Raw genomic sequence first — 24739 nt, 5'->3', positions numbered from 1 at the left:
AGCACGCTATGAGAATCGGTTCTTCCATTGCCCTGATTGCTGTCGGAGCCATTTTGGCCTTCGCGCTCGCCCCCGGACTCATCCCCTTCCTGGACCAGGTCCTGGTGGGCTACATCCTGATGGTGGTCGGCGTCGTTGGGCTCATCATTTCCATCGCGATGTCCAGCAGGACCCGCAGGACCGTAGTCGAGCGGCGCACGGCCCCTGAAACGGTGGTCGAACGGCGCCCCGAGGTCTAGCAGCCGCTGTTGACGCAAGAAGCGCACGACGCCGGTTGTCGCCGTCGTGCGCTTCTCCAGTTAAAGCCGGGGCTGGTCAGGCCGGAGCTGCGGTGCTCCGCTGGCCCGCCGTGCTGGGCTCGGTCCAATCCGGGGACTGGAAATGGGCCCCGCCGAACATCGGGAAGGACAACAGGCCTTCCTGGTCCCGGAGTTGGGTCCACGGGCGGTTGATGCCGTGGGTTCCGTAGCGGCGCAGCTGGGTAACGCGGTCCAGGTCCAGCACGGCAAACAGGATCTCTTCCCCACCCCGGGCATGCTGCATGATGGTGCCCTCGGGATCCACGATGACGCTCTCGCCAACCCCGGACGGGGACGCGCCGTTGACGTTCACCACATAGACCTGGTTGGCGAAGGCGTTGGCCTGGGACATGACAATCTCCATGGCCCTGTCCCGTGTGGTGGTGAGGGTTGGCTGGATAATGACTTCGGCGCCCAGCCAGGCCAACTGCCTCGCCACTTCCGGGAAGCTGCCGTCGAAGCAGATGGCCAGGCCAATGCGTCCGCAGCCGGGGATGTCGAACGTGACGAACGAATCTCCGGGCGTGGTGGTTTCGAACGGCCGCCAAGGGAAGAGCTTCCGGTAGCGGGCCACGATCTCGCCTTGCGGTGAAACGGCGATGGCTGTGTTGAAAGTGTTCCCGTTGTCTGTTTCCAGAAGGGAGCCTGGTACGAGCCACACGTTGAGCCTGCGGGCCAGTGCCGAGATGCGGTCGGTCAGCGGGCTGGGGATCGGAGCGGCGGAGCGGGTTTCGCCGTCCGGGTCCGGCATCAGGAACTCGCCAGGGGCGGAAAGCAGGAGCTCTGGAACCACGATGACGTCCACGTCGGGGCCGAGCCTCTTGGCCGACTCGGCCTGGGCCTCGAACCGTGCCCAGGTGGCTTCGAGATTATGCGGCACGGGGTTGGTTTGAAGTGCTGCGATGGACAGGATGCGCATTTATGCCTCGGTTTCGTTGCTGAGAATGGGTGGAAGGTGGTGGCGGGTGGTGACGTTCCCGCGGGGGATCGTTTTGCCGGAGAAGAAGGGACGGAGCCTGGGCCTCAAGACCGCGGTGACCACAAGGCCGAGGGCCAAGGCGCCGATGCCGATCCAGAACACCGAGCCGATGCCCAGCCAGGACAGGCCGGCGTACTCCGGGGACAGCATGTCCACGGCGCTGTAGGCGAACGCGCCGATCATGAGGATGGCGCCGAGGCCGGGGAGGATGCCTTTCAGGATCAGGGCGGATGCGGAGGTGCGCATCAGCGGTGCGAAGTACACCACCGAGGCCAGTGCGGTGGCTGCGTAGTAGGCCGCGATCATCAGCCCCACCGAGAGGATGGCCAGTCCGATGAAGTCGGCGCTGATGGCCGTCAATCCCAGCGATATTGCCATGGTGATGACCGCCCACCAGACGATGGAGGTGGTGGGGGTTCCGCGCTTGGCGTGCATCCGCGTGGTCGCCCGGTGAAGCGCACCGTAAGTGCCCATGCTCAGCCAGGTCCGGGGCGTGCTGACTGCCACGGTCATCAGGGCCGCCAACGCTGAGACGCCTACTGCCAGGATGATGACGTGGCCAAACACCTCGCCGGCAGCTTGCGGGCCGAGGACCGAGAGGACGTCCGAGACGGTTTCCGGGTCGGTGATCCCCGCGGTTCCGGCGAATCCGACGGCGGCCGTGGCGGTCACGACGTAGAAGAACAGCAGGATGACGGTAGTGATGACAACGGCCTTGCCGGGTGTTCCCTTGCGGTCGGTGGTTTCTTCATTCACGGCTATCAGCGCGTCCCAGCCCCAGTAGATAAAGAGGCACAGGATGACGCCGGACACGAGTCCGGACATGTCGCCGGATGCGAACGGATTGAACCAGGCCAGGCTTGGCTGCCTGCCGCCTTCTGCCGTTCCGGCGGAGGTCCCCGCGGCCATTGCGGTGAAGGCCGCGACGCAGAATCCGCCGAGAGCCACCAGCTGCAGGGCAATCAGCGCGTACTGGACCCACGCGGAGAGCTCGATCCCCCTCGCCGCGATCCATGCACTCAGGACAACCAGCCCGCACGCAATGGCAGAAACGGCTATGGGCTCCGCGGCGATCCACGCCAGGCCGAAGAAGTTGAGCAGATAGGTGGTGGCCACCTGGGCCAGCGCCGCGCTCGCAATGAAGGTGGCCATCTGGGGAACCCAGCCGCCGAGGAACCAGCCTGCCGCTGGGCCGAAAACGCGGGTTATCCAGACGAAAACACCGCCGCAGTCGGGCATCTCCTTGTTCAGGTCCCTGAAGGCAAGCGCCGTGAAAAGGATCGGGACAAATCCCAGCAGGAACGCAGCGGGGGTGCTTGCGCCAACGGCCAGGACTACGAATCCGAGCGTGACGGCCAAGCTGTAGGCGGGGGCGACGGCAGCCAGGCCGAGGGCGACGGTGGGGCCGATGCCGATGGACCCGGCTTTGAGGCCCTTGGAGCTTGGATCCCCAGGGGCGGGATCCTTGGGTGCTGGGCCCTTGGTGACCATGGGTGGGGAAGGGGGATGTGACACGGAGACTCCTCGTTGAATCAGTAATTTGAATCACATTCAAATTTGAATGCCATTCAATACCCGTCTAGAGTCAATGTCAACAGAAATCTTCAAGGGTCCACAGGGGAGCAGTAGTGGCGAGGGTCGACAAGAAGGAAATCCGGCGACAGGAAATCGTGGCTGCAGCCCAGGCCGTGGCCGCGCGTGACGGCGCCGAGGGGGCCACCCTGCGCGCCATCGCCGCCGAAGCCGGTATGGCCGCGAACGCCGTGCTCTACTATTTCGGCAGCCACGCCGAGATCATCGCTGCCGCCGTGCACGCATCCTCGGACAGGTTCCTGGAAAAGCTCGCAGAAGCTGTTGATCCGGGAATGGACCCCACAGCCCGGCTTGCCGCCGTCATCAGCGCGGGAACCACCGCCGGACTCGACGACGACGTCTCCCGCATCCTCTACGAGTACTGGCCCCACATGCTGCGCGACCCCGAGCAGCGCCGGATCCAGGAACAGCTCACCAGCGCCCAGGAACGCGTCTACCGGGAAATCATCGACGCCGGAACCCGCTCGGGCGAATTCTCGCCCCTTCTGCACCCGGACAAGATCGCCCGGACCCTGGTTGCCCAGGAAGACGGCCTGGTGATGGACGTGCTGGCCGGGAGTGCCAGCAGCGAGTACGTACTGGACCTCATGGGGAGCCTCGCCGCCTCGCTCCTGGGGTTGAAGACCGAGACCCTGTTGGACCTCATGGGCCTCCGGAGCGGGTCAGCCCGCACCACGTAAAGGCGTAGGCTGCTGCCATGGAGAAGACGTTCGACATTGAACTTGTGAATCACAACGAATACTTGGTGCGCTGGGCATCGGAAGGCCAAACCGGCGAATCCCTGGTCCACACCAACCCGGAATTCCTCGCGGAAGCGGGACTGGACGGATTCGATGAGCAACTGGTTGTTGGCGAAACCACAACGTACTTGGCGGAACACCAGCCGGTGATCGACTTCCCCCAGACGGTTGACCTCGAAGAGATCGCTGCCGCCTACCCGGATTACACGGAGCAGCTGAAGGCGCGTCTCGAAGCCAGGTAGGGAGTTGGGTCGGACCACCACAGGCGTACGCCCGGGCCTATGAGACCCGTCCCGGAGCCTCTATCCTCGTGACATGGGCGTTCGGGGAGGGTTTTCCTTGCTGGGCTCCCGCTTCATGGGCGGGGCCGGACCTTCCGGCGGGCAGGCGCAGCGCCATCATCGAGGTGGGCAGGGTGGCCCATGAACCAACAGGACCACGTTCCGCCCGCGGACAACTACGCAGCATTCCTCGAGCGGCTGGATGACGTCGCAGCCAGCCTCACCACTCGGCTCCGTTCGGTGGACAAGGCAATCACGGCAGTCACTTTGCTCCTGGAGAAGTACCAGTCGGCATCGCTGAAGTGGGAGCAACGCCGGGCCCGCGTCAGCGAAGAACTGGACCGTCATGCGGGCGGGCCAGAGACCTACGCAGCCCTGGGCGAACTCCACGATACCGCCGTGAAAATGGTGACTCTTCACCATTCACAGACCCTGCGAATCACGGAAAAACTGCACCTCATGCAAGGACAACGCGATGCCATCCAGCAGTCTCTCGGTGAGCTTGGGGCCAGCAGCACCAAACTGAAGACGTCCAGGCGGTTGTCGCAAGACCGGAACAACCTGAACAGGGCCCTTTATGAACTCGCCGGCCCACGGGGTGCCGCGAAAGCAACACCCGATCCCGGATTGCTCAGCGATCTGAGGCAGGCCCGCGAAGCAGTCATCCTTGCCGAAGCGCTCATGGAAGTGAAGGGACCCCGATGATGCAGAATCCAGCACGCCATCCATCACCTCAAGACGCAGTAACCGTTGTGTCGTGGGAGAGGAAGCCTGGCGACAACCCGGTTATCAGGTTTGTCCTCTTCAGCATTCTCGGCATGATGGTGGCGCTGACCATGATGGTCTTCATGACGGGACTCAGGAACGTCGGCTCCGTGGCATTGTTCACGGTGGCCTTCGCCGGCATCCTCACGGTCCCCGCGGTGGCAGCCCGGAGGACCTTCATGCGGCGCCTCACCACGCGGATCAATGACACGATCCATGAGGTCACCGGCAGCGCCCACGAAGACCTCTCAGCGAAGCAACTCCGCCATCTGGCCAGGAGCGGCGAGGCCCTTCCGCTGTTGGTCAGCGGGATGCCCGGATTGCGACTCCAGGTGCAACGGGTCCTGGCAGTTGGGGACGATGCTCCCGAGCGATGGCGTGCGGTCATCATGGCCGTCTCCCCACGCAACGGAATTGCCAGCTTTGACCGGTTGCTGGCCGCAACTCTGAGCGGGCAGGCCCAGGCCCCCACCAACGGCTAGCCCCGTCGCGTCGCTGACTGCCGGTGCGCCGCTACGCCCCGACGTCGGCCGTGACGCGCTCGCCGTTGAAGTACTCCAGCTGCCAGCCGTCCGTAGCATCGTGGTGGGCCAGGTTAAGGGCGGCGTTCTGGACACCGTCCAGGGTCCGGCCGATAGCGCGGTTGAGCGTCAAACGAATCAGCGTGCCGTGGGCAACCACCAGCACACGCTTGCCGGCGAATTCTTCGGCCAGTTCTTCCAGGGCAGTGATGCCCCGATCGGCGGCGGCTTCGTCACTTTCGCCGCCGCGGAAACCGCCGGGGATGCGCAGGGCCTCCAGTTCGGGACCTGCCTGCAGTCCCTCTGCGGGCCCAAAGCTGCGTTCGGTGAGCTCGGGAACCAGGCGGGAAACCTTCAGGCCCAGTCCCTCCGCAATGATCTCCGCCGTCTCCGCAGCGCGACCCAGCGGTGAGGACACTACTGCGTCCCACTGGCGATCCGACAGGACGGCGACGGCGTCGCGCGCCTGGCCGCGGCCGACGTCGTTCAGCGGAATATCGGTGGAACCCTGCAACCGGCGCTCGGCGTTCCAATCGGTTTGGCCGTGGCGGACGAGGGCGAAAGTTGTGAGGGTCATGCTGTCCATTGTGCCTTGCGGGCCTGCCCGGCCGCAGTTCCGTATGTCACGTCGCCGTATGTCACGTCGCCGTACGTCTCATCCAGCAGTTGCTGAACGACGGCGGTCTGCTCGGCGATCGCGAAGTGTCCGCAGCCCTGCACTGTCACTGTCCGGATATGGGATCCAAGGGAAGCCAACTGATCCAGGTCGGACTGGGGCGTGAACGCATCGCACTCTCCGCGGGTGGCAAGGACCGGGCAGCTGATACTGCGCCATTGGTCAAAATCGTACTGAGCGACGGCCCGCGTCGCCGCGTAGAACGCAGCGGGACGGGCCTCGCGTGCGAGCCTCCGGATGACGTGCGCGGGGATGGCTGCAGGGTCCGCGAACAGCGGCGACAGGAGCAGCCGCATGAATGGCGTGTTCCCCACCAACCGGATCAGTGCCCTCCCTGCCTTTCCGAAGACTGCGGTGGAGCGCATGAGAAGGATCATGACGACAAAAAACGGTATCCGGAACAGCCCCTGCCATGGTTGCCGGGCCGCCTCGGCCACTCCAAGCATGGTGGCCGAAACCGCCGCTACGCTGAGGGTCTGCCCGGGCCACTCCGCAGCAATGTGCAGGGCAATGACGCCGCCCATGGAATGGCCCACAAGGTTCCACTTGCGGTATCCGAGGCCGTTCAAGACCTCGACGACGGTCCCTGCCATGGCCTCGACGGTGGCGGGCCCAAGCCGCGCACCTTCGGTGGAGTCGCCCCAGCCGGGCAGGTCGATGAGGACGCGGTCACGTTCGGGGGAGTCGGACAGCAGTGGCAGGAATGTTGTCCAGGATCCCGCAGCGCCATGAAGGTACACATCGGCGATGTGGCTGCGTGCGTCGGGGGCTTCCTGTACGCGGACAGCGCACGGGCCCAGTGCGGTATCGATCACCTCGCGGTGAAACCCTGCGCTGCGCGATACTGCTGCGCTGCGCGATGCCGCCGTTTCCTGCAGAACGTCCGTGACCACCCGCTGCTCCTCACCCTTTGACCGTGATTCGGAGCAGCGGGCGTCCTGGATCGGCAGGGCCTTCCTAGCCTGCTGACTGGTCCTTTTCGTAAACCGTGCGCCCGCCCACCACCGTCCGCAGGACCTTTGCTTCCAAGAGCGCTCCAGCATTGTCTGCGGCGAAAACGTCGGTGTCCAGGACCACGAAGTCTGCGTACAGGCCGGCGGCAAGACGGCCGATGTCATTCTCCGCTCCGCACGTCCACGCGGAATCACGGGTGGCGTGCTGGATCGATTCGGCCAGGGGCAGCGCGAATTCCGGGACGTTGGTGCCCGCTGAGGCATCCAAGGCCGACGCACGTGTGGTGGCCACGTACATGTTGGGAAGCGGGGCGTGGGGGGACGTGGGGGAGTCCGTGCCGAAAGCGAGCCGGGCGCCGGCATCCGTGATCCACGGCCACGCGAATCCGCGCTCCACCCGGTCGTCGCCCAGCTTGGCGGCCCAGTTTTCGCTGATGGCAGGATCGGCGTGGACCGGCTGCATGCTGGCTGTGATTCCCAGCGCGGCGAGGCGATCGACGTCGGCCCTGTCCACCAACTCAAGATGCTCAATCCGGTGACGGCGTTCGCGGGGGCCATTCTCCGCCACGGCGTGTTCCACGGCTCCGATGGCGATCCGCACCGATTCATCCCCGATGGCGTGCATCGCCACCTTCAAGCCGGCAGCGTCGGCCGCGGCAACCACGGGCGCGAGTTCCTTGAGGCTCCAGATCGGTTCAGCGTTCGACCCGTCGGCGTACGGCATGCCAAGGGTGGCAGTGCAGCCATCGATGGTGCCGTCGATGATCACCTTGATCCCCACCACGCGCAGGAAAGGCGATTCATGCTCGACGGCGAGACTCGCCGCCCGCTGGACCTGGGCGAGGTTTTCCTCCACGGAGCCGGTGTTGTTCACCCGCCAGTAGGCGATGAGGCGGCTGGTCAGTGTGCCGTCCCTGTCAGCACGCTTGAACGCTTCAAGGTCGGTCTCGTTGAAGCCCATGTCGCAGGCGGTGGTCACGCCGGTCTCTCGATAGGCCTGCTGGACGGCGGTGATGCTGGACGTGTGTTCGCTCTCGCTGACCTGGGCATCAAGGAATGGCAGCACCATGTCATAGAAGGCGTTCTCGTCGATATAGCCCGTGGCGTGACCGTGGGCGTCGCGCTTGATGGTGCCGCCGTGGGGGTTGGACGTGTGGTCATCGATTCCGAGTTCAGCCAGCGCCGCAGTGTTCACCCACACGGAGTGGAAGTCGTAGGCAAAGGCATAGACGGGCTTGTCCGGGACGACGGCGTCGAGCATCCTTGCGTCCGGTACACCGCCCGGGATTGCGCCATGCAGCCAGCCGGTAGCGAGGATGCGGTCCACGTCCGGGTGTTCGGTATCGCGTGCCTTGATCCGTTGCTGGATCTCTTCCACGGACTTGGCACCCCACAGGCTGACCTGTCCCAAGGCTTCGCCGGTGCCGACCACGTGTGCGTGGCCGTCCACGAACCCGGGCACCACCAAGCGGCCCTCAAGGTCCAGGCGATCGGCGTCCGGGCGCAGGCGTACGGCAGTGTCCGCGTCACCGACGTAGAGGATCCGTTCGTCCTGGACCAGCAAGGCCTCGGCCCAGCGGCGGGTATCGGAGGTGAAGATGCGGGCATTGGTGTAGAGCTGGGTGGTCACGCTGCGTTTTCCTTGCTTTCCGGTGCTGTTTCTTCTGCTGCGGAGGGCTGGTCCAGGGATCGGCTGACGTCCAGCAGCAACTGGTTCTGACGTTCGTGAAGCTGGTCGCTTTCCGGCTCCGGCCAGGTGGAGAGCTTCACGATCACGGTATCCGTGGCGGGATCGATCCAAAGGTATTGGCCGTGGATTCCTATCCCCGTCACATTGCCTCGCTCGTTGCCGGTGCACCACCACTGCCGGGTGTAGGAACCGCCAGGGTGGATCGCGGTGAATGAGGAATCCATCATGGCCTGGGGGTCCCCGCCCTCGAGGATGCTGTGGACCCACCCCTCGGACACCACCCTGCCGCCTGGACCGTTTCCGGCGTCGAGCATTAACTGCCCCACCCGGGCGAGGTCGCGGGCGGTACAGGAGACCCCGCCGTTCGCGAAGCCAAAGCCGGCAGTGTCCACCGTGATGGTGGCGTCCCGATCCGCGTCGAGCTTGGACCAAAGATACTTCGAGAGGGCTTCCGGGTAGCGGAGGCCGGTGACCCGCTCGATGATCCAAGCGAGGACGTCCGTGTTGGCCGAGCAGTACTGGAATTCGCCCACGGTGCCGTTGCCGGTAAGCGTGGCCAAGAACGCGTAGGTGTCCTCGGGGTCGCCCGGGCGGCGGGTTCGCCACCCGGCGGAGCGGTCGTGGGTCTGCACTTCAGAGGCCGGGTCCACGTAGTTCTCGCTGTAGTTGAGGTGGATGGCCATATCGAGCACGTGCTGGATGGTGGGTCCGTCATAGGCCGATCCGGCGAGCTCGGGAACATAGTCCACTACGCGGGCGGAGGGGACGATCTCTCCGGCGTCAATCAATGCACCGACAACCAGGCCGCACATCGACTTCGAAATGCTCATCACCAGATGTCGGTCATCGGGGGCGAAGCCGGGGCTGTAGTAGTCCGCGATGACGCGGTTGCGGTGCAGGACCAGGAAGGCGTCGGTATACGTCTCTTCGAGCCGGCGCCTCAGGCCCGGGAGCGCCAACGCATCCAATCTGTCAGTAGCCTCAACAGGGGCGGCCGGGAAGCGGCGGGAGACTGACGCCGTCGGAAGCAGCTCGCCCAGGTGCGCGAACGTCCAGCGGTTGTGCGGTCCCTCCTGCCAGGTGTCCAGGGTGGGTTGGCCGGCGGCGCCGGGGTATCGCGCGGGATGGGTTCCAGTGGTGGTCATGCTCGGGCTCCTTCGGGGACGGGTGTTTTGCCGCGGGTGCGGCGCAGGGCGGGGACCAAGGCGATGTACACCCCGGCGGTGACGATCACGGACACCGGCACGGAAAGGTCCAGGAAGCCCAAGGCCGCTGCGATGGGGCCGGTGAACACGGCGTTGGTGAGGAAGAGCGACGCGACGGCGGCGCCGAGGATGACGGCCAGCAAGCCGGGGATGTGCCAGCCGCCGCTGTACCAGAAGGGGCTGCCGGGCTTCTCGTTGAACAGCTCCTCGCCGTCGTAGCGGTTGCGGCGAAGAATGACGTCCACGGCGAAGATCGTCATGGTGGGCCCGGAGATGAGGACCAGCAGCTGCAACATCAGGTTGACGGCATCGAGGAGGCTTGTGGACATCACGAGGTAGATGGTCAGTGCTGTGCCGATCGCTCCGACCACCATCGCAGACGGGATGCGCCGGATCGGTACGCCGATGGACTGGAATGCCATGCTCGCCGTGTAGGTGGTCATGCCGTTGAGCGAGATGGTGTTGATGATGACCCCCACCACGAAGATGGGACCCAGCCATGCCGGGAGCAGGGCCAGGAGTGCCGATTCGATGCCGAGGTCCATGGCCGCTGCGCTGACGCCGGTAGCCAGAAGTGCACCCACGGCCGTGAAGAACATGCAGGGAAGGGCGCCGCCCAGGGCCGTGGCCGCGATGATGTGTGACCGTTTGGTGGACTGTGGGAGATAGCGCGCGAGGTCGGGGCTGTTGGTGTAGGAGAGCGGAGTGGAGGCCAGGATGGCGAAACCGATGGTCATCGCAGACCAGAGCGGTGCGCCTTCCAAGGGTGCCGGGGCCGTGTAGCCCCATTGCACGTGCGGCAGGACGAAGGCCGTGACCAGCAGGAACACGGCCAACAGGACCGAGGCCACTACGGGGTAGCTGCGCAGGATCAGGGTGTGACCGAATACCGCCACCAGCACCGTGATTGCGGCAACGACGATGGTGACCAGCACCGGCCCGGCCACGGGATCCGTGAAGCCAAGTTGTGCCAGGAGTTCAGCGCCCATGAACGATGACGCGAGCCAGTTCAGGGCCAGGAAGACGGCGGAAATGAACCAGCCGAAGAAGGCGACAATCACCCTGTTGCCGCGGATTCCGTAGATGGCGCGGGTAATCACGGACCCGGATGTTCCTGCGGCCGGGCCACTCGTGGCCACGATGCCGGTAAGGATCCAGGGGAGGCTGCCGGCGACGATGACCAGGAGGGCCTGCCAAAGATCCAGGCCAAGCAGGATCAGCGATGCACCAACGGTGAAGTTCAGGACGCTGACGTTGGGGGCCGCCCAGACAGGGAAGAGATCGCGGGCGCGGCCGTGCCGCTCCGAGGCTTCGATGAGTTCAATGCCGCGGGTCTCGGGGTGGGCAAGTGGCTCCGGATAACTGGCCGGATCGGTCAAATGGGGCTGGGACAACGCTGTTCCTCTCGGGCAAGGACCGGCTCGCAACGCTGGGATACCGGTCCGTCGACGCTATTGGTCATGCGACCAACGTGCTATTGGTCACTTATCCAATAGAATGTGGGGCATGGTGTCAAGCCCCACATCCCAACGCGTCCGAAAATTACCTGACGAACGCCGCGCCGAGATCCTTGCCGAGGCCGCTTCCATCGCCCTGAATGAGGGACTGGAGCGGATAACCCTCCGTGCCGTAGCTGACAAGCTGGGGGTTCGGCCCGGGCTGATCAGCCATTACTATCCCGCCGCCGAGGACCTGGTGATCGCGGCCTTCGTCCGCGCCGTCTCGGAAGAGCGGGAAGAGCTGTTTCCCGACGCCGGGACACCCCTCCGGCGCATGGCCCACCTGATTTCGCGCATCGAAGGAAGTGGCGCCCTTGAGCTCACCCGGTTGTGGCTCAACGCAAGGCACCTCTGCCGGTTTACTCCGGCCCTGGGGGAGGCAATGTTGGCCCAGGAATACCTGGATCGCACCCGACTGACCGCCCTCATCGAGGATGGTGTTGCCTCCGGCGACTTCGTGGTGGAGGATCCCTTCGCGGCCTGCATCCGGATCTGGGTGGCGATCGACGGAGTGGGCTCCTATGCGAACAATGCGGGTTCATTCGATTATGAAGCCTTCACGCGGTTCGTCACGGATGTGGCCGAATGGTCGCTGGGCGTGCGCGCGGGCACGCTCCGTGCGGCCGTTGACCGGCTGCGGGGGGCCTGATGAAGGGCCGTCGCATTGTCCTTCCGGCCGTTTAATCAGTATCCTGATGACTGATCCGGCGAAACCGGATGATGCTGTATCGGGCTGGGGGTTGCTCAAGTCGCAGTGGCTGAAGCAGGCGGCCGGGCGACTACCGTGAAGTTTGTATGACGGCGTTGCTTGGTAACGACGGACAGCACCCAGGTCCGTGACACCCAAGGGGCCTGAAGGGCGTGACAATTCGTGGGCAACAATGACGAGGCCGTGGACTCCCGCGTCCCCGATTCCATCGACGAAACACTGGACGGCCGCTACCACTTGGGCGCAATCCTGGGCAGGGGGGCCATGTCCGCCGTGTACCAGGCGACAGACCTGCTGCTCGGCCGCGAGGTGGCCATCAAAATCTTCCTGCCCGGCTCGGGGGACGACTCTTTCCGCGATCGCCAAGAAACCGAAATGAGGCTTCTGGCTTCCTTTGACCATCCAGGGCTGGTGGCGGCGTTGGATGCCGGCGTCGACACGAGGAACGACGAAGAACGCGCGTATCTGGTCATGGAACTGGCCGAAGGCCGGGACCTGCGGGCCGTGCTCTCCGAAGGAGCCCTCACCGTTCCTGAGACCACGCGCATCGGGATCCGGCTTGCCGGGGCGCTGTCGCAGGTTCACGCGCAGGGAGTCATCCACCGCGACATCAAGCCAGCCAACATCCTGGTATCCGACGACGACGGGCTGGGCGAGTCGGTGAAACTGGCGGACTTCGGCGTGGCGCTGGTGATGAACAACAACCGCCTTACCGCTACCGGCTTCACCGTAGGCACCGCCCAGTACCTCAGCCCGGAGCAGGCACAGGGCCTGGCGCTGACTCCCGCGAGCGACATCTACTCGCTGGGCCTGGTGCTCCTGGAATGCCTCACGGGCAGGGCCGAGTTTCCGGGGACACCCATTGAAACCGCATCGGCCCGCCTGCACCGGGCACCGCAGATCCCGTTGGAGTTGCCGGCCCCGCTGCGGTCGCTCCTTGAGGCAATGACGGACATGGATCCCGAAAACCGCCCGGGGGCGCATGAAGTCGAGCAGGCGCTTTCTGCTGAGGGGATCCAGTCGGGACGAAGGACTGCGGTTCTGCCGTCGGTGCCGTCCCGGCCCCCGCTTAGGCCGCCGACCCGGAAGCAGGCGACCGTTACCGGCCTCCGCGCCTTGACCAAGCGGCGGCCCAAGACGGTCCGGGGCGTCGCGGCTGCCGCGGTGACCATTCCGCTCGCCCTGCTGATCTTCTCCCAGGGCATCATTCCGACAGGCAACAACACAGCGGATCCATCACAGCCTGCTGATCCCGGCATCTCACAGGCAGAACCGCAGCCCAGCGTGCCCGACGTCCCGGTTTCACCCGTTGGCCCGGAGCCCGCGGAGGCCGTGCCGGCAGAAGTGGTCGGTCTTCCGGAGACGACCCTGCCGGAGCAGGTTCCAGCCCCTGCCCTCCAGCCGCCCGCCCTCGAAGAAACCGCCGTCCAGGAAACCGCCGTCCAAGCGCCCCTAACGGGCAAGGATGCCGGCGATAAAAAGAGTGAAGGCAAACGCGACAAGAAGTCTGAAAAGGACCAGCTGAAGGGCTCCGACAAGTAGTCCAGGACGCGGTGGCCAGAGCTCGACGGCGACCTCCCGCCGTCGAGCGCTCGGTTCCGGAAGTTCAGCGGCCGGGAACACAACCTGCTGTGGTGCCCCGGCATTTGTAGCTTGCCCCGGGCTTCAGGTCGATGCCGGCGAACAATTGAGGGAGGGTCACCAGGTAAAGGCCTTTGCCCTTGAGTTGCGTGATCAGCTCATCCTGGCCGTCCACCGTCGACGCGTGAACGTCGTGTTGAAGGATGATTGATCCAGGCTTGACCAGCCGCATGATCCGCGGGAGGTAGACCGCCTTGTCCTTTGATTGCCAATCCATGGAATCGACATCCCAGAGGATCTGCGGCAACCCCACGGCATCGGCGACCGAGGCATTGCTTGCACCGTAGGGCGGCCGCAAGTAGCCCGGCACCACCCCTGTCGCCTTTTCGATTTCTTTCCGGGCGCCGTTGATCTCGCCCTCAATGCCCGCGGATGAAAGCTTTGTCAGGTTCGGATGGCTCATGGTGTGGTTTGCGACCGTGTGGCCCGCTGCTGCCACTGACGCGGCCACCTTCGGATTGGCCCTGACATATCCGCCTTGTTGGAAGAACGTCGCAAACACCTTGTGCTTTTCGAGTATCCCCAGGAGCCGGGTGGTTTGGGCGTTGGGTCCGTCGTCGTACGTAAGGGCCGCGCAGGCGACGAGGTCGCAGTCGATATGTTCAAGGCCCATCGGGGCGGGCGCGGGGAAGTGGGGCGGTGTTTTTGCCATGATTGTTCTGCGAAGGGCTTGGCCTGCAGGCGAAAGGACCTCGCCAGTGGTTTCGGCGTTCACGATCATGGTGACAGGGTGCCTTGGCGCACCTGTGACGGGGTCGTGGTGGAGGGTGACGCTGAGGTTCCCCTCGGCGGTGAACGCGATGGCGTTCAGCACCCCGGGGGCAACAGCTGAACCTGGTGGCGGCTCTGGGTGCGCGGGCCCCCCGTTTTCCCCGAGTATTGCCCGTAAGGTGCCGGTCATGGCCGGGCTGATCAAAGCGGCACTGTCCGTGACATCTCCGGTGCTGAGGTCCTGATAGATGATCTCGTCGACGAGCCCGACCCGCTCGCCCCCAACCATTGTTGTTTGAACAAATCTGGACCCAACAACACTTCCGGCGGCAAAAATGATTTCGTGGGTGATCGAAACTCCGTCGGACAGGAGCGCCGAAGGAGTGGGTGGCAGGGCCTCGGGTTGGTGGCGCCCGCCGGCACGGGCATCAAGAATGCTGAGCAGCCGGGCATCGAGCCTGCTGTTGAAAGACTCTGCGCCGCTGATGTATTGCCACGTGGCGACCGTCGGAGAGGTCCCGGCCGTACGCGTGGTCATATCAACAATGGACGGGCCCGGGATGATCCTCTGAGGTGCCGTCCCGATGACCGCAATCGCTGGTGGGGTCAGCGAAGAGGGCTGAACCGTCATCGGGACGCAGGCGGCTGTTAGGAGCACGATGCCCATGAGGAGGATCGTGAACGGTGAGCGGACTGGGGCGGACCGCATCACAGGTGCCCTAGCGGAAATGCGACGTCGTCATGCCTCGAATAATGGCAGGTGCAACGCCAAGGGAACCGGAGACACCCCGGGGAGCCTAGCTTCCAGAGGGAAAGCTGACCGCGACTGTTGTTCCGCCGCCGGGGGTTTCCCCGAGGGTGAGTTCGCCGCCGTGTGCTTTGGCGATGCTGCTGCAGGTGGCAAGTCCGAGGCCGGAGCCGGGGCCGTCGCCCTGCCGGCGCAGGCGAACTAAAGGTTCCAGGACCTTGGCACGGTCCTGCGGGTTGATGCCCTTGCCGTTATCGGCGACGAAGATTGTGGCCCCGTGGTAGTTGGAGACGCCGCTGATGCGGATGCGGAGCCCGCGATCCGGGCTGCGGTAGTTCATGGCGTTGGAGAGGAGGTTTTGCAGCAGAGTGCGGAGTTGGCCTCGGTCCGCGTGGAGCCTGAGGTCCTCAACATCAACGATGCTCTGGCTTTCGATTCCAAGGTCGCGGACAACCTCATCGGTGACCTCACGCAGGGACACCTCGGCGGGCCGGATGCCGCCACCCACGCGCGAGTAGCTCAGGACGTCTTCAAGCATGCCGAGCATCCGCCGGCCGCTGGCGCCGATGCGGTCCAGGTATCGTGCTGCGGTGCTTTCCGGCTCTACATCCGGGTCATCTTCCACCAACTCCACGTACCCGAGGATGGTGGTCAATGGGATGCGGAGGTCGTGGCTCACCCGGCCGGCGAATCCGGCGAGTTTGGCGTTGCTTTCCCTGAGCTCGGAGTAGGTCCGATCCAACTGGACCGTGCGGTGCTGCAGTTCAAGCAGTTCCACAACTTGCTTGGCCAGGACCTCCAGCATGCCGACCTGTTCGGGACGCAGCTCCTTGGTCCTGTCGGAGAAAACGCACAGGGTTCCGGGGACGAATCCCGAGTCGGTCTGGAGCGGTACGGAGGCGTAAAAGCGGACGTTGCCGATTTCGCCGGTGACAAAGGGGTTGTCCGCGAAACGGGGGTCCTGTGAGGCGTCCGCCACCACGGTCCTCTCACCCGAGAGGAACACCTTGGCGCACATGGAATCCTCACGCGAGCACACCCCGGGGTCGACGCCCCAGGCGCCGATCTGGTGCTGGTACTCGGCACTGATGATGTTGACCACGCCGAACGGTGCGCCACACAGCTCAGTAGCAAGCCTCACGAGGTTCTGCAGGGCACTCAGGACCGCGGCATTGGGAAGAAGGGTGGAATCCACAGCCGGGTTAAGGCCATACTCCTGGAGTTCCAAGTCCCGGCCGGCGTCCTTCGTGAAGGACAACTGCCCCTGAATTTCCGTCATAAAACAATCCCCCAAGGGTCTCGTGAATTCCCTGCCGATACTACCGGCAGGTTGGCCCCGGTGGTTTACTGGGACGCATGACCGAGCAGGAACCTGCCTCCGCTGCGTCTACCGACAACATCGACCTTTCCGTGCGAACTCCCGCGCAGAGATCCCGCACTTTCACCGGGATCCTGATCAATACCGCGCTCGCCAACATCACCACAAGCTATCTGTGGTTCGCCCTAACATTCTGGGTGTACCTGGAGACCCGGAACGTGATCGCCACGGGTGTCATCGGCGGTGCGTACATGTTGTTGATCGCCCTCTCCAGCATCAGCTTCGGCACCTTCGTTGACCGATACCGCAAGCTGGCGGTCATGCGCTTCGCAGCCGCCTTCACGCTCGTGATGTTCGTCCTGTCCGGAGTCATGTTCCTGCTGACACCGGAGCAGGCGCTGTTGGACCTGACACAACCCTGGTTCTGGATTTTCACCATGATCATCCTGATCGGCGCGGTGGTGGAGAACATGCGCAACATTGCCCTTTCAACCACCGTCACCATCCTCATTGAGCCTGACCGGCGGGCCAACGCCAACGGGCTGGTGGGCATGGTGCAGGGACTCATGTTCATTGTCACCTCGGTGCTATCCGGGCTATCGGTGGGATTGCTGGGCATGGGATGGACCGTGGTTGTGGCTCTGGTCCTCACGGCCTTGGCCTTCGGGCACCTGCTCACGCTGCGCCTGCCGGAGGAAGTACGGGCAGCCGCCTCCGACGCCCAGGGTGGATTCGACCTGCGCGGTTCATGGGCTGCCGTCATGGCTATTTCCGGGCTGTTCGCGCTGATCCTGTTCTCCACGTTCAACAACTTCATCGGCGGGGTCTATATGGCCCTGATGGATCCCTACGGCCTGGAGATGTTCTCTGTGGAGATGTGGGGAACTGTCTTCGCGATAGGCGCTACGGGCTTCATCCTGGGCGGCGCACTGATCGGAAAATTCGGGCTCGGTTCCAACCCGTTGCGCACCATGCTCATTGCTGTTGCGTTGATGGGGCTCATTGGGGCCCTGTTCACCGTGCGGGAGTGGGCGTGGCTTTACATCGTCGGGATCTGGCTCTACATGGCGCTGGTTCCCGTGGTGGAGGCAGCAGAGCAGACCGTCATCCAAAAGGTGGTCCCCCTGCCCCGGCAAGGGAGGGTGTTTGGCTTCGCCATGGCGTTCGAGTCTGCGGCGGCACCCATCACCGCTTTCCTCATTGCCCCGATCGCCCAGTTCTGGCTCATCCCTTATGCCCGGTCCGAGGAAGGTGCGGCCCAGCTGGAACCGCTGCTGGGTGAAGGCATCTCCCGGGGCATCGCCCTGGTGTTCCTGGCCGCGGGCCTCATCATGATCGCCGTGGCGCTGATTGCTTTCCTGTCTCCGGTCTACCGGCGGGTCTCCGCCTCGTATGCGGAGTCGGCTGCAGAAGAACCGGAAAATGAAAACGTGGACACGGCGTCCCCGAACTGAGAGACCGCAAAAATCACTCTATTCGGATGAGACCGGGTGATTGCCCGCAGGTGCAGGGTGGAGTCAGTTCGTGGTGGGCGGGCGGTCCTGCAGAGATGGAGACGGTTCTATGGCTCAGAAGGACCCCAGTGATTACTTCATCGGCTTCAAGGCCGGGGACGTCATGTTCCTTGCGTGGAAACCCGGTGTCCGCATCGAGGCCGCCAATGCCCGCGCAGCGGTAGAGGCAGTGAACCGTCTCGCCGCGGGCAGCAGGTATCCCCTGCTGGTCACCATGGCCGACACCGCTCATCTCAGCCGCGCAGCCCGGGACGTGTTCGTTGAACCCTGCGCTGCCTCCAGGATCGCGTTGTTGGGAAACAACCCCGTGGACCGCATGCTCGCCGACTACCAATTGGCCGTTCAAGAACCTCCGTGCCCCACCCGCTTCTTCACCTCCGAAACGGAAGCGATCGCCTGGCTCCGGAGCTCCTCCGAGGACCTGCAACACGAGGAGCACAAGGACCGGAGCGGCTCCGGCGGAAGAGCCGCACCATGACGGAACCGGCGTCGGACGTCACCAAAACTGCTGCCCCCGCACCCGGGAGTTCAACCCGGCAGCATCGGGTGGCCAACGAGTCCGAAGCCCTTCTGGCGGCGTCCTCGGCGGCGGTCGTGGCCGGCGTGGCCGCGTTGCTCATCTTCTTCGGCCGCACCCCGCCTTTGTGGGGAGGCGTGTCCCTTGGAATAACGACGGCGGGCGCGGTTCTGGTGCTCGGATTGTCCGCCGCCTATGTGGGCTACTGGCGTTCGCGGTACCTCCCGGAGCAGCATTGGCGGCTCAACCTTCCGCCGTGGAAGTTCATCGTTGACTCCTCAACCGTGGCCCTGGTCCATGCCTTGATCGCGGCGATCGCAACTATCGCCACTTTCCTCCTCCTGCAGCGCAGCTTCCAAGGACTCACCGTGGACATCTACGCGGCGACCGTGGGAATGGCGGTGGGATCCGGACTGGCCGTGTACTGGATCTATCTCTCGGTGTATGACATCAGCACCCGCACGTTGTCCGGCCTTCTGGTCCTGTTCATGGTGATGAGCACGGTGGCGAGCATGGCCACTTCCCAGGACCCCCAATGGTGGGAGTACCATTTCAGCCAACTCGGCACGTTGGGTGGAGCATCCAGTGGCCTGTTCAACCTCTCGTTGATCGTCGCGGGCTTCTTCATCACCACCTTCGCCGTGTACCTGGACCGCGACCTTCGCTCACTCATAGCGCGGGGCGTGCTGGTCAACACGTGGAGCGCAGGGGTCTGCTCCGGCGCGTTTGTGGCCATGGGCCTTCTCCTCGCCGGGGTGGGCGTGGTTCCGTTGTCAGTCAGTTTCCTGGTGCATACGCTGTTCGCTTCAGGGATGGCGGTCGTTTTCATCCTCCTGCTGCTGGCCTCGCCGTTTGTTCTGAGAGGCCTGCCGCGCCGCTTCTTCCTTCTTTGCGGCGCGTTCCTGGCCGCCCTCATCGTTTCGCTCGTGCTCTTCTTCCCGGTGGGCTACTTCAACCTCACAGCCTTTGAACTCATCGCCTTCGTGATCATCTACGGCTGGATCGCCGTCTTCATCCGCCTGCTCGACGCCCTCGCCACCGGCAACGACTAATGGTCGTCCCAGAGGTCCAGGCAGAGGTCCAGGTCATTGCAACCTACAGGCCAGCCGTTTCCATAAGGCTTGGAACGAGCGAATTATTGCGGCGTTCCCTTCCCACTAGTTGCGAGGACATGCCTGTTGACCACCCCAGCTGAACGTCTCACTGCCCTGCTTGCGAAAATGAACGACCGCGAACTGACGGCGAACTTCAACGAAGTTAACCGGGAATTCGAAATTATATTCACCGATGATCGCGGGAGTTCCAGAACTTTCAGGATGCCCCTGGAGCCGGATGAGTTATGGGATCGCATTCAGGTGCCTGAGTCGGATAGGGATGCTCTGTGGCCGGATGTTTCTGTTGAGGAAGCGTCGTTGCGGTTGTTTAGCGTGCATATGTTGCACTCACCGCCTCGCCGGAGCTCTTCGAGTAACACGGGATTCATCCCCCTCTTCGAGTGAGAACTCCCCAACTCCCTATCCCCTGGAAGGGAGGTATGGAATTATCGGCGAATGGACCAATATCTGTGGGTGTTGAAGCAAGATCAACTTGATTTGATTCGCGAATTGGAGCCGGCCAGGCTTGAGCTGCTCGACGAAGAAGGCCTGCTCGGTTTGCATAAACGGGTACGGCGGGCCCGCAACAAATACACCACCAACTATCGACGCAAAGCGGCCGATGAAGTCCTGGAGGCTGGTGGACGTGGAGCCGCGGCGAACAAGTCAGACAAAGCCCGGGCCCGGGCCTTTGTGTTCGAAGAAGCGCTCTCGATCGTCAGCACAGAACTTGCCCGCGTGGCCCACGAGGCCGCCGAGGAGCTGAAGGACGAGCGGCTGGAACGCGCCAGCGCAGGCAAATCATCCGGGCCGGACAGCTCAGGAACAGGTACCAAGTCCGGCACTGGTTCGGGGCGGGCCAGGTCGCACCAGAAAACCACGGGCGGAGTGAAGCGGGACGCGTCCAGCCGCTCGCAGGGTGCCCAACGCCAAGCCAAGAAAGACGCGCGCTAAGCCGCACCAAACACAACGAAACAAGCGCACGACGGCGGGAGGTCGCCGTCGTGCCCTTGCGTCAGGACGCTCCCGGGTCACCTACGCCGTGAACGCCAGGTCCTCCAGCTTCACCCGGAACCGCAACTGTTCGCCGCGGGACAGACGCAATGCCTCCTCCACGGCGCTCGCCGCCATACGCTCAAGCTCGTTGCCGAGGGACCCCGCAACGTGCGGAGTGAGCAGCACGTTGGGGTGCGTGTAGAACCGGGAATCAGAGGGGAGTACCCAGGGTGTTGTTACGTCCAGGACCGCGTAAAGGTCGCCCTTCTCCACCCGGGCAAGCAGCGCGTCCTGATCGACCAGCTCACCGCGTGCCGTGTTGATGAACGTGGTGCCCGGCCGCATCCGTGCGATCAGTCCGGCATCCACGAGGTTCTTGGTGGACGGCAACGACGGCGCGTGGAGGCTGACCACGTCGCTGCCCGCCACGAGTTCATCCAGCGTCACCAGCCCGACCCCCAGAACGCTGGCTTCCTCGGGGGAGAGGTAGGGGTCGGCAACCACGACATCCAGATCGTAGGGGGCTAGAAGCCGGATGACGTGCCGGCCGATTTTTGAGGCGCCGATGATGCCCACGCGCTTGCGGTAGTTGCCCATGTCCGGGAACAGCTGCTCCGCCAGGACATCGGTCCGGGTGGTGTGCAGGGCACGGGCGATCTGGAGGACCCGCTTGTTGGCCAGGATGATCATGGCCACGGTGTACTCGGCCACCGGGATGGCGTTGGCATCGGCCGCGGAGCTGATCTGGATGCCGCGTTCCCAGCAGGCGTCGCCGATATGGTGTTTGACGCTGCCTGCGGCATGCAGGACGTAGCGCAGGCGGGGTGCTGCATCGAGGACGGCGTGGTCGATCACCGGGCAGCCCCAGCCGGTGAGGAGGATGTCTGCCTCTGCCAGGATGGAGCGGCCCTCCGCTGAGGTGAAGTCCTGGATGGGTTCCCGGCTCAAGAGCGTCAGTGCGGGCTCCAACGGGTCCAGGCTCCGCGGCGGAAACACCGCCCGCGCCGTGTGGGACGGCATGGCCAAGGCAACATTCAAACTCATTTGACGCTCCCCGCTGTCAGTCCGGACTTCCAGAACCGCTGCAGCATGATGAAGGCCACCAGCAAGGGAATGATGGACAGCAGCGAACCCGTGATGACCATGGGCGTGAATTCGGGTTGGGGAATGGAGTAGCCCTGCCAGATGGAAATGCCGACGCTCACGGGCAGCAATTTCTGGTCCTGGAGCATTACCAGCGGAAGCATGAAGTTGTTCCATACGCCCACGAACTGGAACAAGGCGATGGTGATGTAGCCGGGCATCATCATGGGAAGGCCCAGGGAGAAGAAGGACCGGATGGGTCCGGCGCCATCAACGCGCGCGGCCTCAAGCGTTTCCGCCGGAACGTACGCGGCCGAGTAGACCCTGGCAAGGTACACGCCGAAGGGGTTGCACAGCACCGGGATGAGGATGGCCCAGATGGTGTTGGTGATGCCGAAGACCGAAGCCAGCAGGTACATGGGGAGCACAGTTGCCGTGTTGGGAATCAGCACGCCCACCAGGACGATTCCGAAGAAGGAATCCTTGCCGCGGAACTGGAATTTGTCGAAAGCATAGCCGGCCATGACGGAGATGAGGCCGCCAAGGATCGCTCCGAATGCTGCATAGAACATGGAGTTGGCCATCCAGCGGAGGAACATGCCACCATCCTGGTTCAGGACCGCCATGATGTTCTCAAGGAACGCCGGCTCTCCCAAGGCGTAGGCAGCTGTGCCGTAGAGGTCCGCGGTGTTCTTGGTGGAAGCGAAGAACAGCCACACCACGGGGAGGACCATGTAGGCGCAGCCCAGGATCAGCAACGCGTTTACCGTGAAAGTGCTTCCGAAGCCGCCGGCCCGGGCAATCGGTCGGCGGCGCCTGGGCGTGGGTGCCGGTGTTGAGGTGTGGTCGCGGGACATCGTAGAGGTACTCATGCTTTGTTCCTCGAGCTGAAGCGGGTAACGGCCCAGGACAGTACGGCGGCCATGAGCGCGATGATGATGGAGGCGGCCGCGGCCTGGTTGAGGTTATGGCGGTTGAAGGCGGCGTCGTAGGCCCACATGTTCGGAACCCAGGTGCTGGTGACTGACGCCGTGGCCTTGGAGATGATGGACGGCTCGGTGAACAGCTGGAGCGTGCCAATCACCGTGAAGAGCATGATCACGCTCAACGCAGGCAGGATCAGGGGCAACTTGATGCTGATGGCTGCACGGATTTCGCCGGCGCCGTCCACGCGGGCGGCCTCCAGGATCTCCCTCGGAACAGCCTGCAGCGCGGTGAAGAGCACAATCACGTTGTAGCCCGTCCACTCCCAGACGGCGATGTTCACGATGGAAGGCAGGATCATCTGGTTGTCCAGGAAGTTCAGGGAGATTCCGCCGGTTTCCAGGACAGAGACGATCGGGCTGACGCCGGGCGTGTAGAGGTATGCCCAGATCAGCGCTGCGATGACGCCGGGCACTGCGTGGGGGAGGAAGACCAGGAGCTGGAAGAGCTTCCGTGCCCGGGCGACTGCTGCGTCCATCAGGAGGGCAAACGCCAGGGCACCACCCACCATGCAGGGGATGTAGAGCAGGCAGTACAAGGCGAGGCGGCCAATGCCGCCGACGAAGCTCTCGGACTGCAGGACCTGCAAATAGTTTTCCAAGCCCACAAACGACGTCTTGGCCTCGCCAAAGCCCAATCCGGACTTTTGCTGTGCGAAGAAGCTGAGCACGATCGCGTAGATGACCGGCGCAACCATTGCGAGGGCGAAAATCGTGAAGAAGGGTGTCAGGAACAGTGCGGCGGTGCGGCCCCCGGTTCCGGACATGGCGCGGGGTTTACGCTGTGTCCGAACCTTGGGTTGGCCGGTGATGGACGGCTTGGTGGGTGCTTGGGTGACCATGATTAATCTCCTCGCTGGCGGGGCGGCATCGCAGTCACGAAGCCGCCCCACCGTGCGGGCCTACTCCTTGACGGAGAGGCCGTTCTGCTTGAGTCCGGCCACCGTGGCGCTCTGCGCCGTGTCCACGGCTTCCAGGACCTTGCCGCCGCTGGTCAGTTTTCCGTAGGCGTCCTTGAGGGCGGTGTTGGTGATGTCCCAGTTGGGGCCCCACTGCCAGCCAGGAGTGATGGAGGCGTAGGCCTTGTCGAAGACCGAGTAGATGTCGTTGCCAAAGTAACTGGAATCGAACGCCTTCTGCGCTACTGGCGTCAGGCCCGGGAAGGCAAGGAACGCGGAGCCGGTGTTGCCGCGGGCTGTGATGGCGTCCTTGCTGGTGGCCAGGAACTCGATGAACTTGGCCGCAGCGGCCGGGTTCTTGCTGCTCTTGGTGATGTTGAAGCTGGAACCGCCGTAGAAAGCGTCTGCCGGTGTTCCCCAGTTGGGCACCTCGGCCGCGATCCACTGGCCCTTTTGGCCGCTGGCTTCCGTGCGCTTCTGGATGCCGGTTGCGCTCCAGTTGGCACCAAGGACGCCGACGACGGCGCCGCTCGCCAAGTCTGCCGACCACTCGTCGCTGAAGGACTGCTGGACCTTGACGATCTTCTGGTCGATCAGCTTCTGCCAGTAGTTGGCCACTTTCTGTGTGGCTTCGTCATTGACGCCTACCTTCCAGCTGTCGCCTTCAGTGCCGAACCACTTGGCGCCGGCCTGCCAGGACAGGGCTGCGGTCAGCGCGGCTTCGTTCGGGTTGAAGCTGGCGAGGTGCGCTTCCGGTGCTACGGCCTTGATCTTCTTGCCGGCTTCTTCGAATTCCTGCCAGGTCTTGGGGACTCCTGCACCGGCCTTGTCCAGCATGTCCTTGCGGTACCACATGATCATGGGCGCGGCATCGTAAGGGAGTGCGTAGGTTGCGTCGCCGAACTGGACCAAAGCTTTGGTCTCGTCAGTGAGCTTGTCTACGGTTTCGGCCTTGTTGATGAAGCCGTCCAAAGGCTGCAGTTGGCCATTGCTGACGAACTGGGGCAGTTGCGGGTATTCGATCGTGGCAACATCCGGGCCGTTGCCTGCCGTGATGGCGGTGGAGAGCTTGGCGTAGCCGCCAGCGCCGCCGTTGGGGATGGTTTCGAAGGTGACCTTGATCTTGTTCTGGCTGGCGTTGAACGCCTCGGCCACCTTGTCCATGCCCGCCATGGACGACCAGAAGGTGATGGTGCCGGAGGGGTCTTCGGTGGGGGCTGGTGTGGCGGCCGGGGAACTGCCACAGCCGGTGATGAGGGCAGCACTTGCCATCAGGCTGACTGCTCCGAGTAGAAGCTGGCGACGCTTCATTCTGTTCTCCTTTG

Annotated in this window: 24 protein-coding genes; 11 read left to right on the top strand and 13 right to left on the bottom strand. The window is 63.9% G+C overall.

What is annotated here, in order from left to right; all coding sequences use genetic code 11:
* Positions 1-8 precede the first annotated feature (8 nt).
* Complete coding sequence (locus J3D46_RS03085) at positions 9-239, top strand: DUF6458 family protein (protein ID WP_231343064.1); 231 nt, start codon at positions 9-11, stop codon at positions 237-239.
* A gap of 76 nt (positions 240-315) precedes the next feature.
* On the opposite strand, the gene J3D46_RS03080 is transcribed toward J3D46_RS03085, so the two are convergent.
* Together J3D46_RS03080 and J3D46_RS03075 are read right to left on the bottom strand one after the other, a co-directional pair.
* On the bottom strand, positions 316-1218 hold the full coding sequence (locus tag J3D46_RS03080) for a carbon-nitrogen hydrolase family protein (RefSeq protein ID WP_253465019.1): 903 nt from the start codon (positions 1216-1218) through the stop codon (positions 316-318).
* On the bottom strand, positions 1219-2793 hold the full coding sequence (locus J3D46_RS03075; RefSeq protein WP_253465016.1) for an APC family permease: 1575 nt from the start codon (positions 2791-2793) through the stop codon (positions 1219-1221). It abuts the gene before it with no gap.
* Between the two features lie 113 nt (positions 2794-2906).
* On the opposite strand from J3D46_RS03075, the gene J3D46_RS25055 reads away from it, so the two are divergent.
* The 4 genes from J3D46_RS25055 to J3D46_RS03055 all read left to right on the top strand — a co-directional run bounded on the left by J3D46_RS25055 (position 2907) and on the right by J3D46_RS03055 (position 5139).
* On the top strand, positions 2907-3551 hold the full coding sequence (locus tag J3D46_RS25055) for a TetR family transcriptional regulator (protein WP_253465013.1): 645 nt from the start codon (positions 2907-2909) through the stop codon (positions 3549-3551).
* A 17-nt stretch (positions 3552-3568) separates the two neighbouring features.
* Entirely contained in the window at positions 3569-3853 is a 285-nt protein-coding gene (locus J3D46_RS03065) for a hypothetical protein (protein WP_231340835.1), read from the top strand.
* A gap of 180 nt (positions 3854-4033) precedes the next feature.
* The gene (locus tag J3D46_RS03060) at positions 4034-4597 is read left to right on the top strand and encodes a hypothetical protein (RefSeq protein ID WP_253465010.1); all 564 of its coding nucleotides are present in this window, start codon (positions 4034-4036) and stop codon (positions 4595-4597) included.
* Positions 4594-5139, top strand: coding sequence for a hypothetical protein (locus J3D46_RS03055; RefSeq protein ID WP_253465007.1), 546 nt, complete (start codon positions 4594-4596; stop codon positions 5137-5139). The genes J3D46_RS03060 and J3D46_RS03055 overlap by 4 nt, the downstream gene beginning before the upstream one ends.
* A 31-nt stretch (positions 5140-5170) precedes the next feature.
* Here J3D46_RS03055 and J3D46_RS03050 read toward each other — a convergent pair whose 3' ends face one another.
* From J3D46_RS03050 to J3D46_RS03030, 5 genes are all read right to left on the bottom strand, one after another.
* Positions 5171-5764: a histidine phosphatase family protein gene (locus J3D46_RS03050; protein WP_231340837.1), complete on the bottom strand. Its 594-nt coding sequence runs from the start codon at positions 5762-5764 to the stop codon at positions 5171-5173.
* Positions 5752-6747 carry an alpha/beta fold hydrolase gene (locus J3D46_RS03045; RefSeq protein ID WP_253465004.1) on the bottom strand — a complete coding sequence of 332 codons (996 nt, stop codon included), beginning with the start codon at positions 6745-6747 and terminating at the stop codon, positions 5752-5754. The genes J3D46_RS03050 and J3D46_RS03045 overlap by 13 nt, the downstream gene beginning before the upstream one ends.
* A gap of 64 nt (positions 6748-6811) precedes the next feature.
* Positions 6812-8437, bottom strand: coding sequence for an amidohydrolase (locus J3D46_RS03040; RefSeq protein WP_253465001.1), 1626 nt, complete (start codon positions 8435-8437; stop codon positions 6812-6814).
* Positions 8434-9642, bottom strand: a complete 1209-nt coding sequence (locus J3D46_RS03035) for a serine hydrolase (protein WP_253464999.1) — start codon at positions 9640-9642, stop codon at positions 8434-8436. Before J3D46_RS03035 ends, J3D46_RS03040 begins: the two co-directional genes overlap by 4 nt.
* The gene (locus J3D46_RS03030; protein WP_253464996.1) at positions 9639-11096 is read right to left on the bottom strand and encodes a cytosine permease; all 1458 of its coding nucleotides are present in this window, start codon (positions 11094-11096) and stop codon (positions 9639-9641) included. The genes J3D46_RS03035 and J3D46_RS03030 overlap by 4 nt, the downstream gene beginning before the upstream one ends.
* A 112-nt stretch (positions 11097-11208) precedes the next feature.
* Here J3D46_RS03030 and J3D46_RS03025 point away from each other — a divergent pair, with 112 nt between their 5' ends.
* Both J3D46_RS03025 and J3D46_RS03020 read left to right on the top strand, forming a co-directional pair.
* A complete protein-coding gene (locus J3D46_RS03025) occupies positions 11209-11850 on the top strand; it encodes a TetR/AcrR family transcriptional regulator (RefSeq protein ID WP_231340842.1) in 642 nt (213 codons plus the stop codon).
* A gap of 222 nt (positions 11851-12072) precedes the next feature.
* Positions 12073-13452: a serine/threonine-protein kinase gene (locus J3D46_RS03020; RefSeq protein ID WP_253464994.1), complete on the top strand. Its 1380-nt coding sequence runs from the start codon at positions 12073-12075 to the stop codon at positions 13450-13452.
* Between the two features lie 64 nt (positions 13453-13516).
* On the opposite strand, the gene J3D46_RS03015 is transcribed toward J3D46_RS03020, so the two are convergent.
* Both J3D46_RS03015 and J3D46_RS03010 read right to left on the bottom strand, forming a co-directional pair.
* Positions 13517-14971: a polysaccharide deacetylase family protein gene (locus J3D46_RS03015; RefSeq protein ID WP_253464992.1), complete on the bottom strand. Its 1455-nt coding sequence runs from the start codon at positions 14969-14971 to the stop codon at positions 13517-13519.
* Between the two features lie 88 nt (positions 14972-15059).
* Positions 15060-16289, bottom strand: coding sequence for a GAF domain-containing sensor histidine kinase (locus tag J3D46_RS03010; protein WP_253464990.1), 1230 nt, complete (start codon positions 16287-16289; stop codon positions 15060-15062).
* Between the two features lie 77 nt (positions 16290-16366).
* Here J3D46_RS03010 and J3D46_RS03005 point away from each other — a divergent pair, with 77 nt between their 5' ends.
* The 4 genes from J3D46_RS03005 to J3D46_RS02990 all read left to right on the top strand — a co-directional run bounded on the left by J3D46_RS03005 (position 16367) and on the right by J3D46_RS02990 (position 20407).
* Positions 16367-17782, top strand: a complete 1416-nt coding sequence (locus tag J3D46_RS03005) for an MFS transporter (protein ID WP_253464989.1) — start codon at positions 16367-16369, stop codon at positions 17780-17782.
* 109 nt (positions 17783-17891) lie between these two features.
* Positions 17892-18320, top strand: coding sequence for an STAS/SEC14 domain-containing protein (locus J3D46_RS03000; protein WP_253464988.1), 429 nt, complete (start codon positions 17892-17894; stop codon positions 18318-18320).
* On the top strand, positions 18317-19411 hold the full coding sequence (locus tag J3D46_RS02995; RefSeq protein WP_253464986.1) for a DUF998 domain-containing protein: 1095 nt from the start codon (positions 18317-18319) through the stop codon (positions 19409-19411). Before J3D46_RS03000 ends, J3D46_RS02995 begins: the two co-directional genes overlap by 4 nt.
* Positions 19412-19927: 516 nt before the next feature.
* Positions 19928-20407, top strand: a complete 480-nt coding sequence (locus J3D46_RS02990) for a hypothetical protein (RefSeq protein WP_231340849.1) — start codon at positions 19928-19930, stop codon at positions 20405-20407.
* Between the two features lie 81 nt (positions 20408-20488).
* On the opposite strand, the gene J3D46_RS02985 is transcribed toward J3D46_RS02990, so the two are convergent.
* The 4 genes from J3D46_RS02985 to J3D46_RS02970 are packed head-to-tail and all read right to left on the bottom strand — an operon-like array spanning position 20489 to position 24725.
* A complete protein-coding gene (locus J3D46_RS02985; RefSeq protein ID WP_253464984.1) occupies positions 20489-21493 on the bottom strand; it encodes a hydroxyacid dehydrogenase in 1005 nt (334 codons plus the stop codon).
* Positions 21490-22404 (bottom strand): carbohydrate ABC transporter permease, encoded by a 915-nt coding sequence (locus tag J3D46_RS02980; protein ID WP_231340851.1) that lies wholly within the window; start codon positions 22402-22404, stop codon positions 21490-21492. The genes J3D46_RS02985 and J3D46_RS02980 overlap by 4 nt, the downstream gene beginning before the upstream one ends.
* Complete coding sequence (locus tag J3D46_RS02975; RefSeq protein WP_231340852.1) at positions 22401-23357, bottom strand: carbohydrate ABC transporter permease; 957 nt, start codon at positions 23355-23357, stop codon at positions 22401-22403. The genes J3D46_RS02980 and J3D46_RS02975 overlap by 4 nt, the downstream gene beginning before the upstream one ends.
* A 60-nt stretch (positions 23358-23417) precedes the next feature.
* On the bottom strand, positions 23418-24725 hold the full coding sequence (locus J3D46_RS02970; RefSeq protein WP_231340853.1) for a sugar ABC transporter substrate-binding protein: 1308 nt from the start codon (positions 24723-24725) through the stop codon (positions 23418-23420).
* Between the last annotated feature and the right edge of the window lie 14 nt (positions 24726-24739).

It is taken from the genome of Paenarthrobacter sp. A20 (assembly GCF_024168825.1).
Taxonomy (GTDB): Bacteria; Actinomycetota; Actinomycetes; order Actinomycetales; family Micrococcaceae; genus Arthrobacter.
This window is presented reverse-complemented; position numbering and strand designations above follow the sequence as displayed.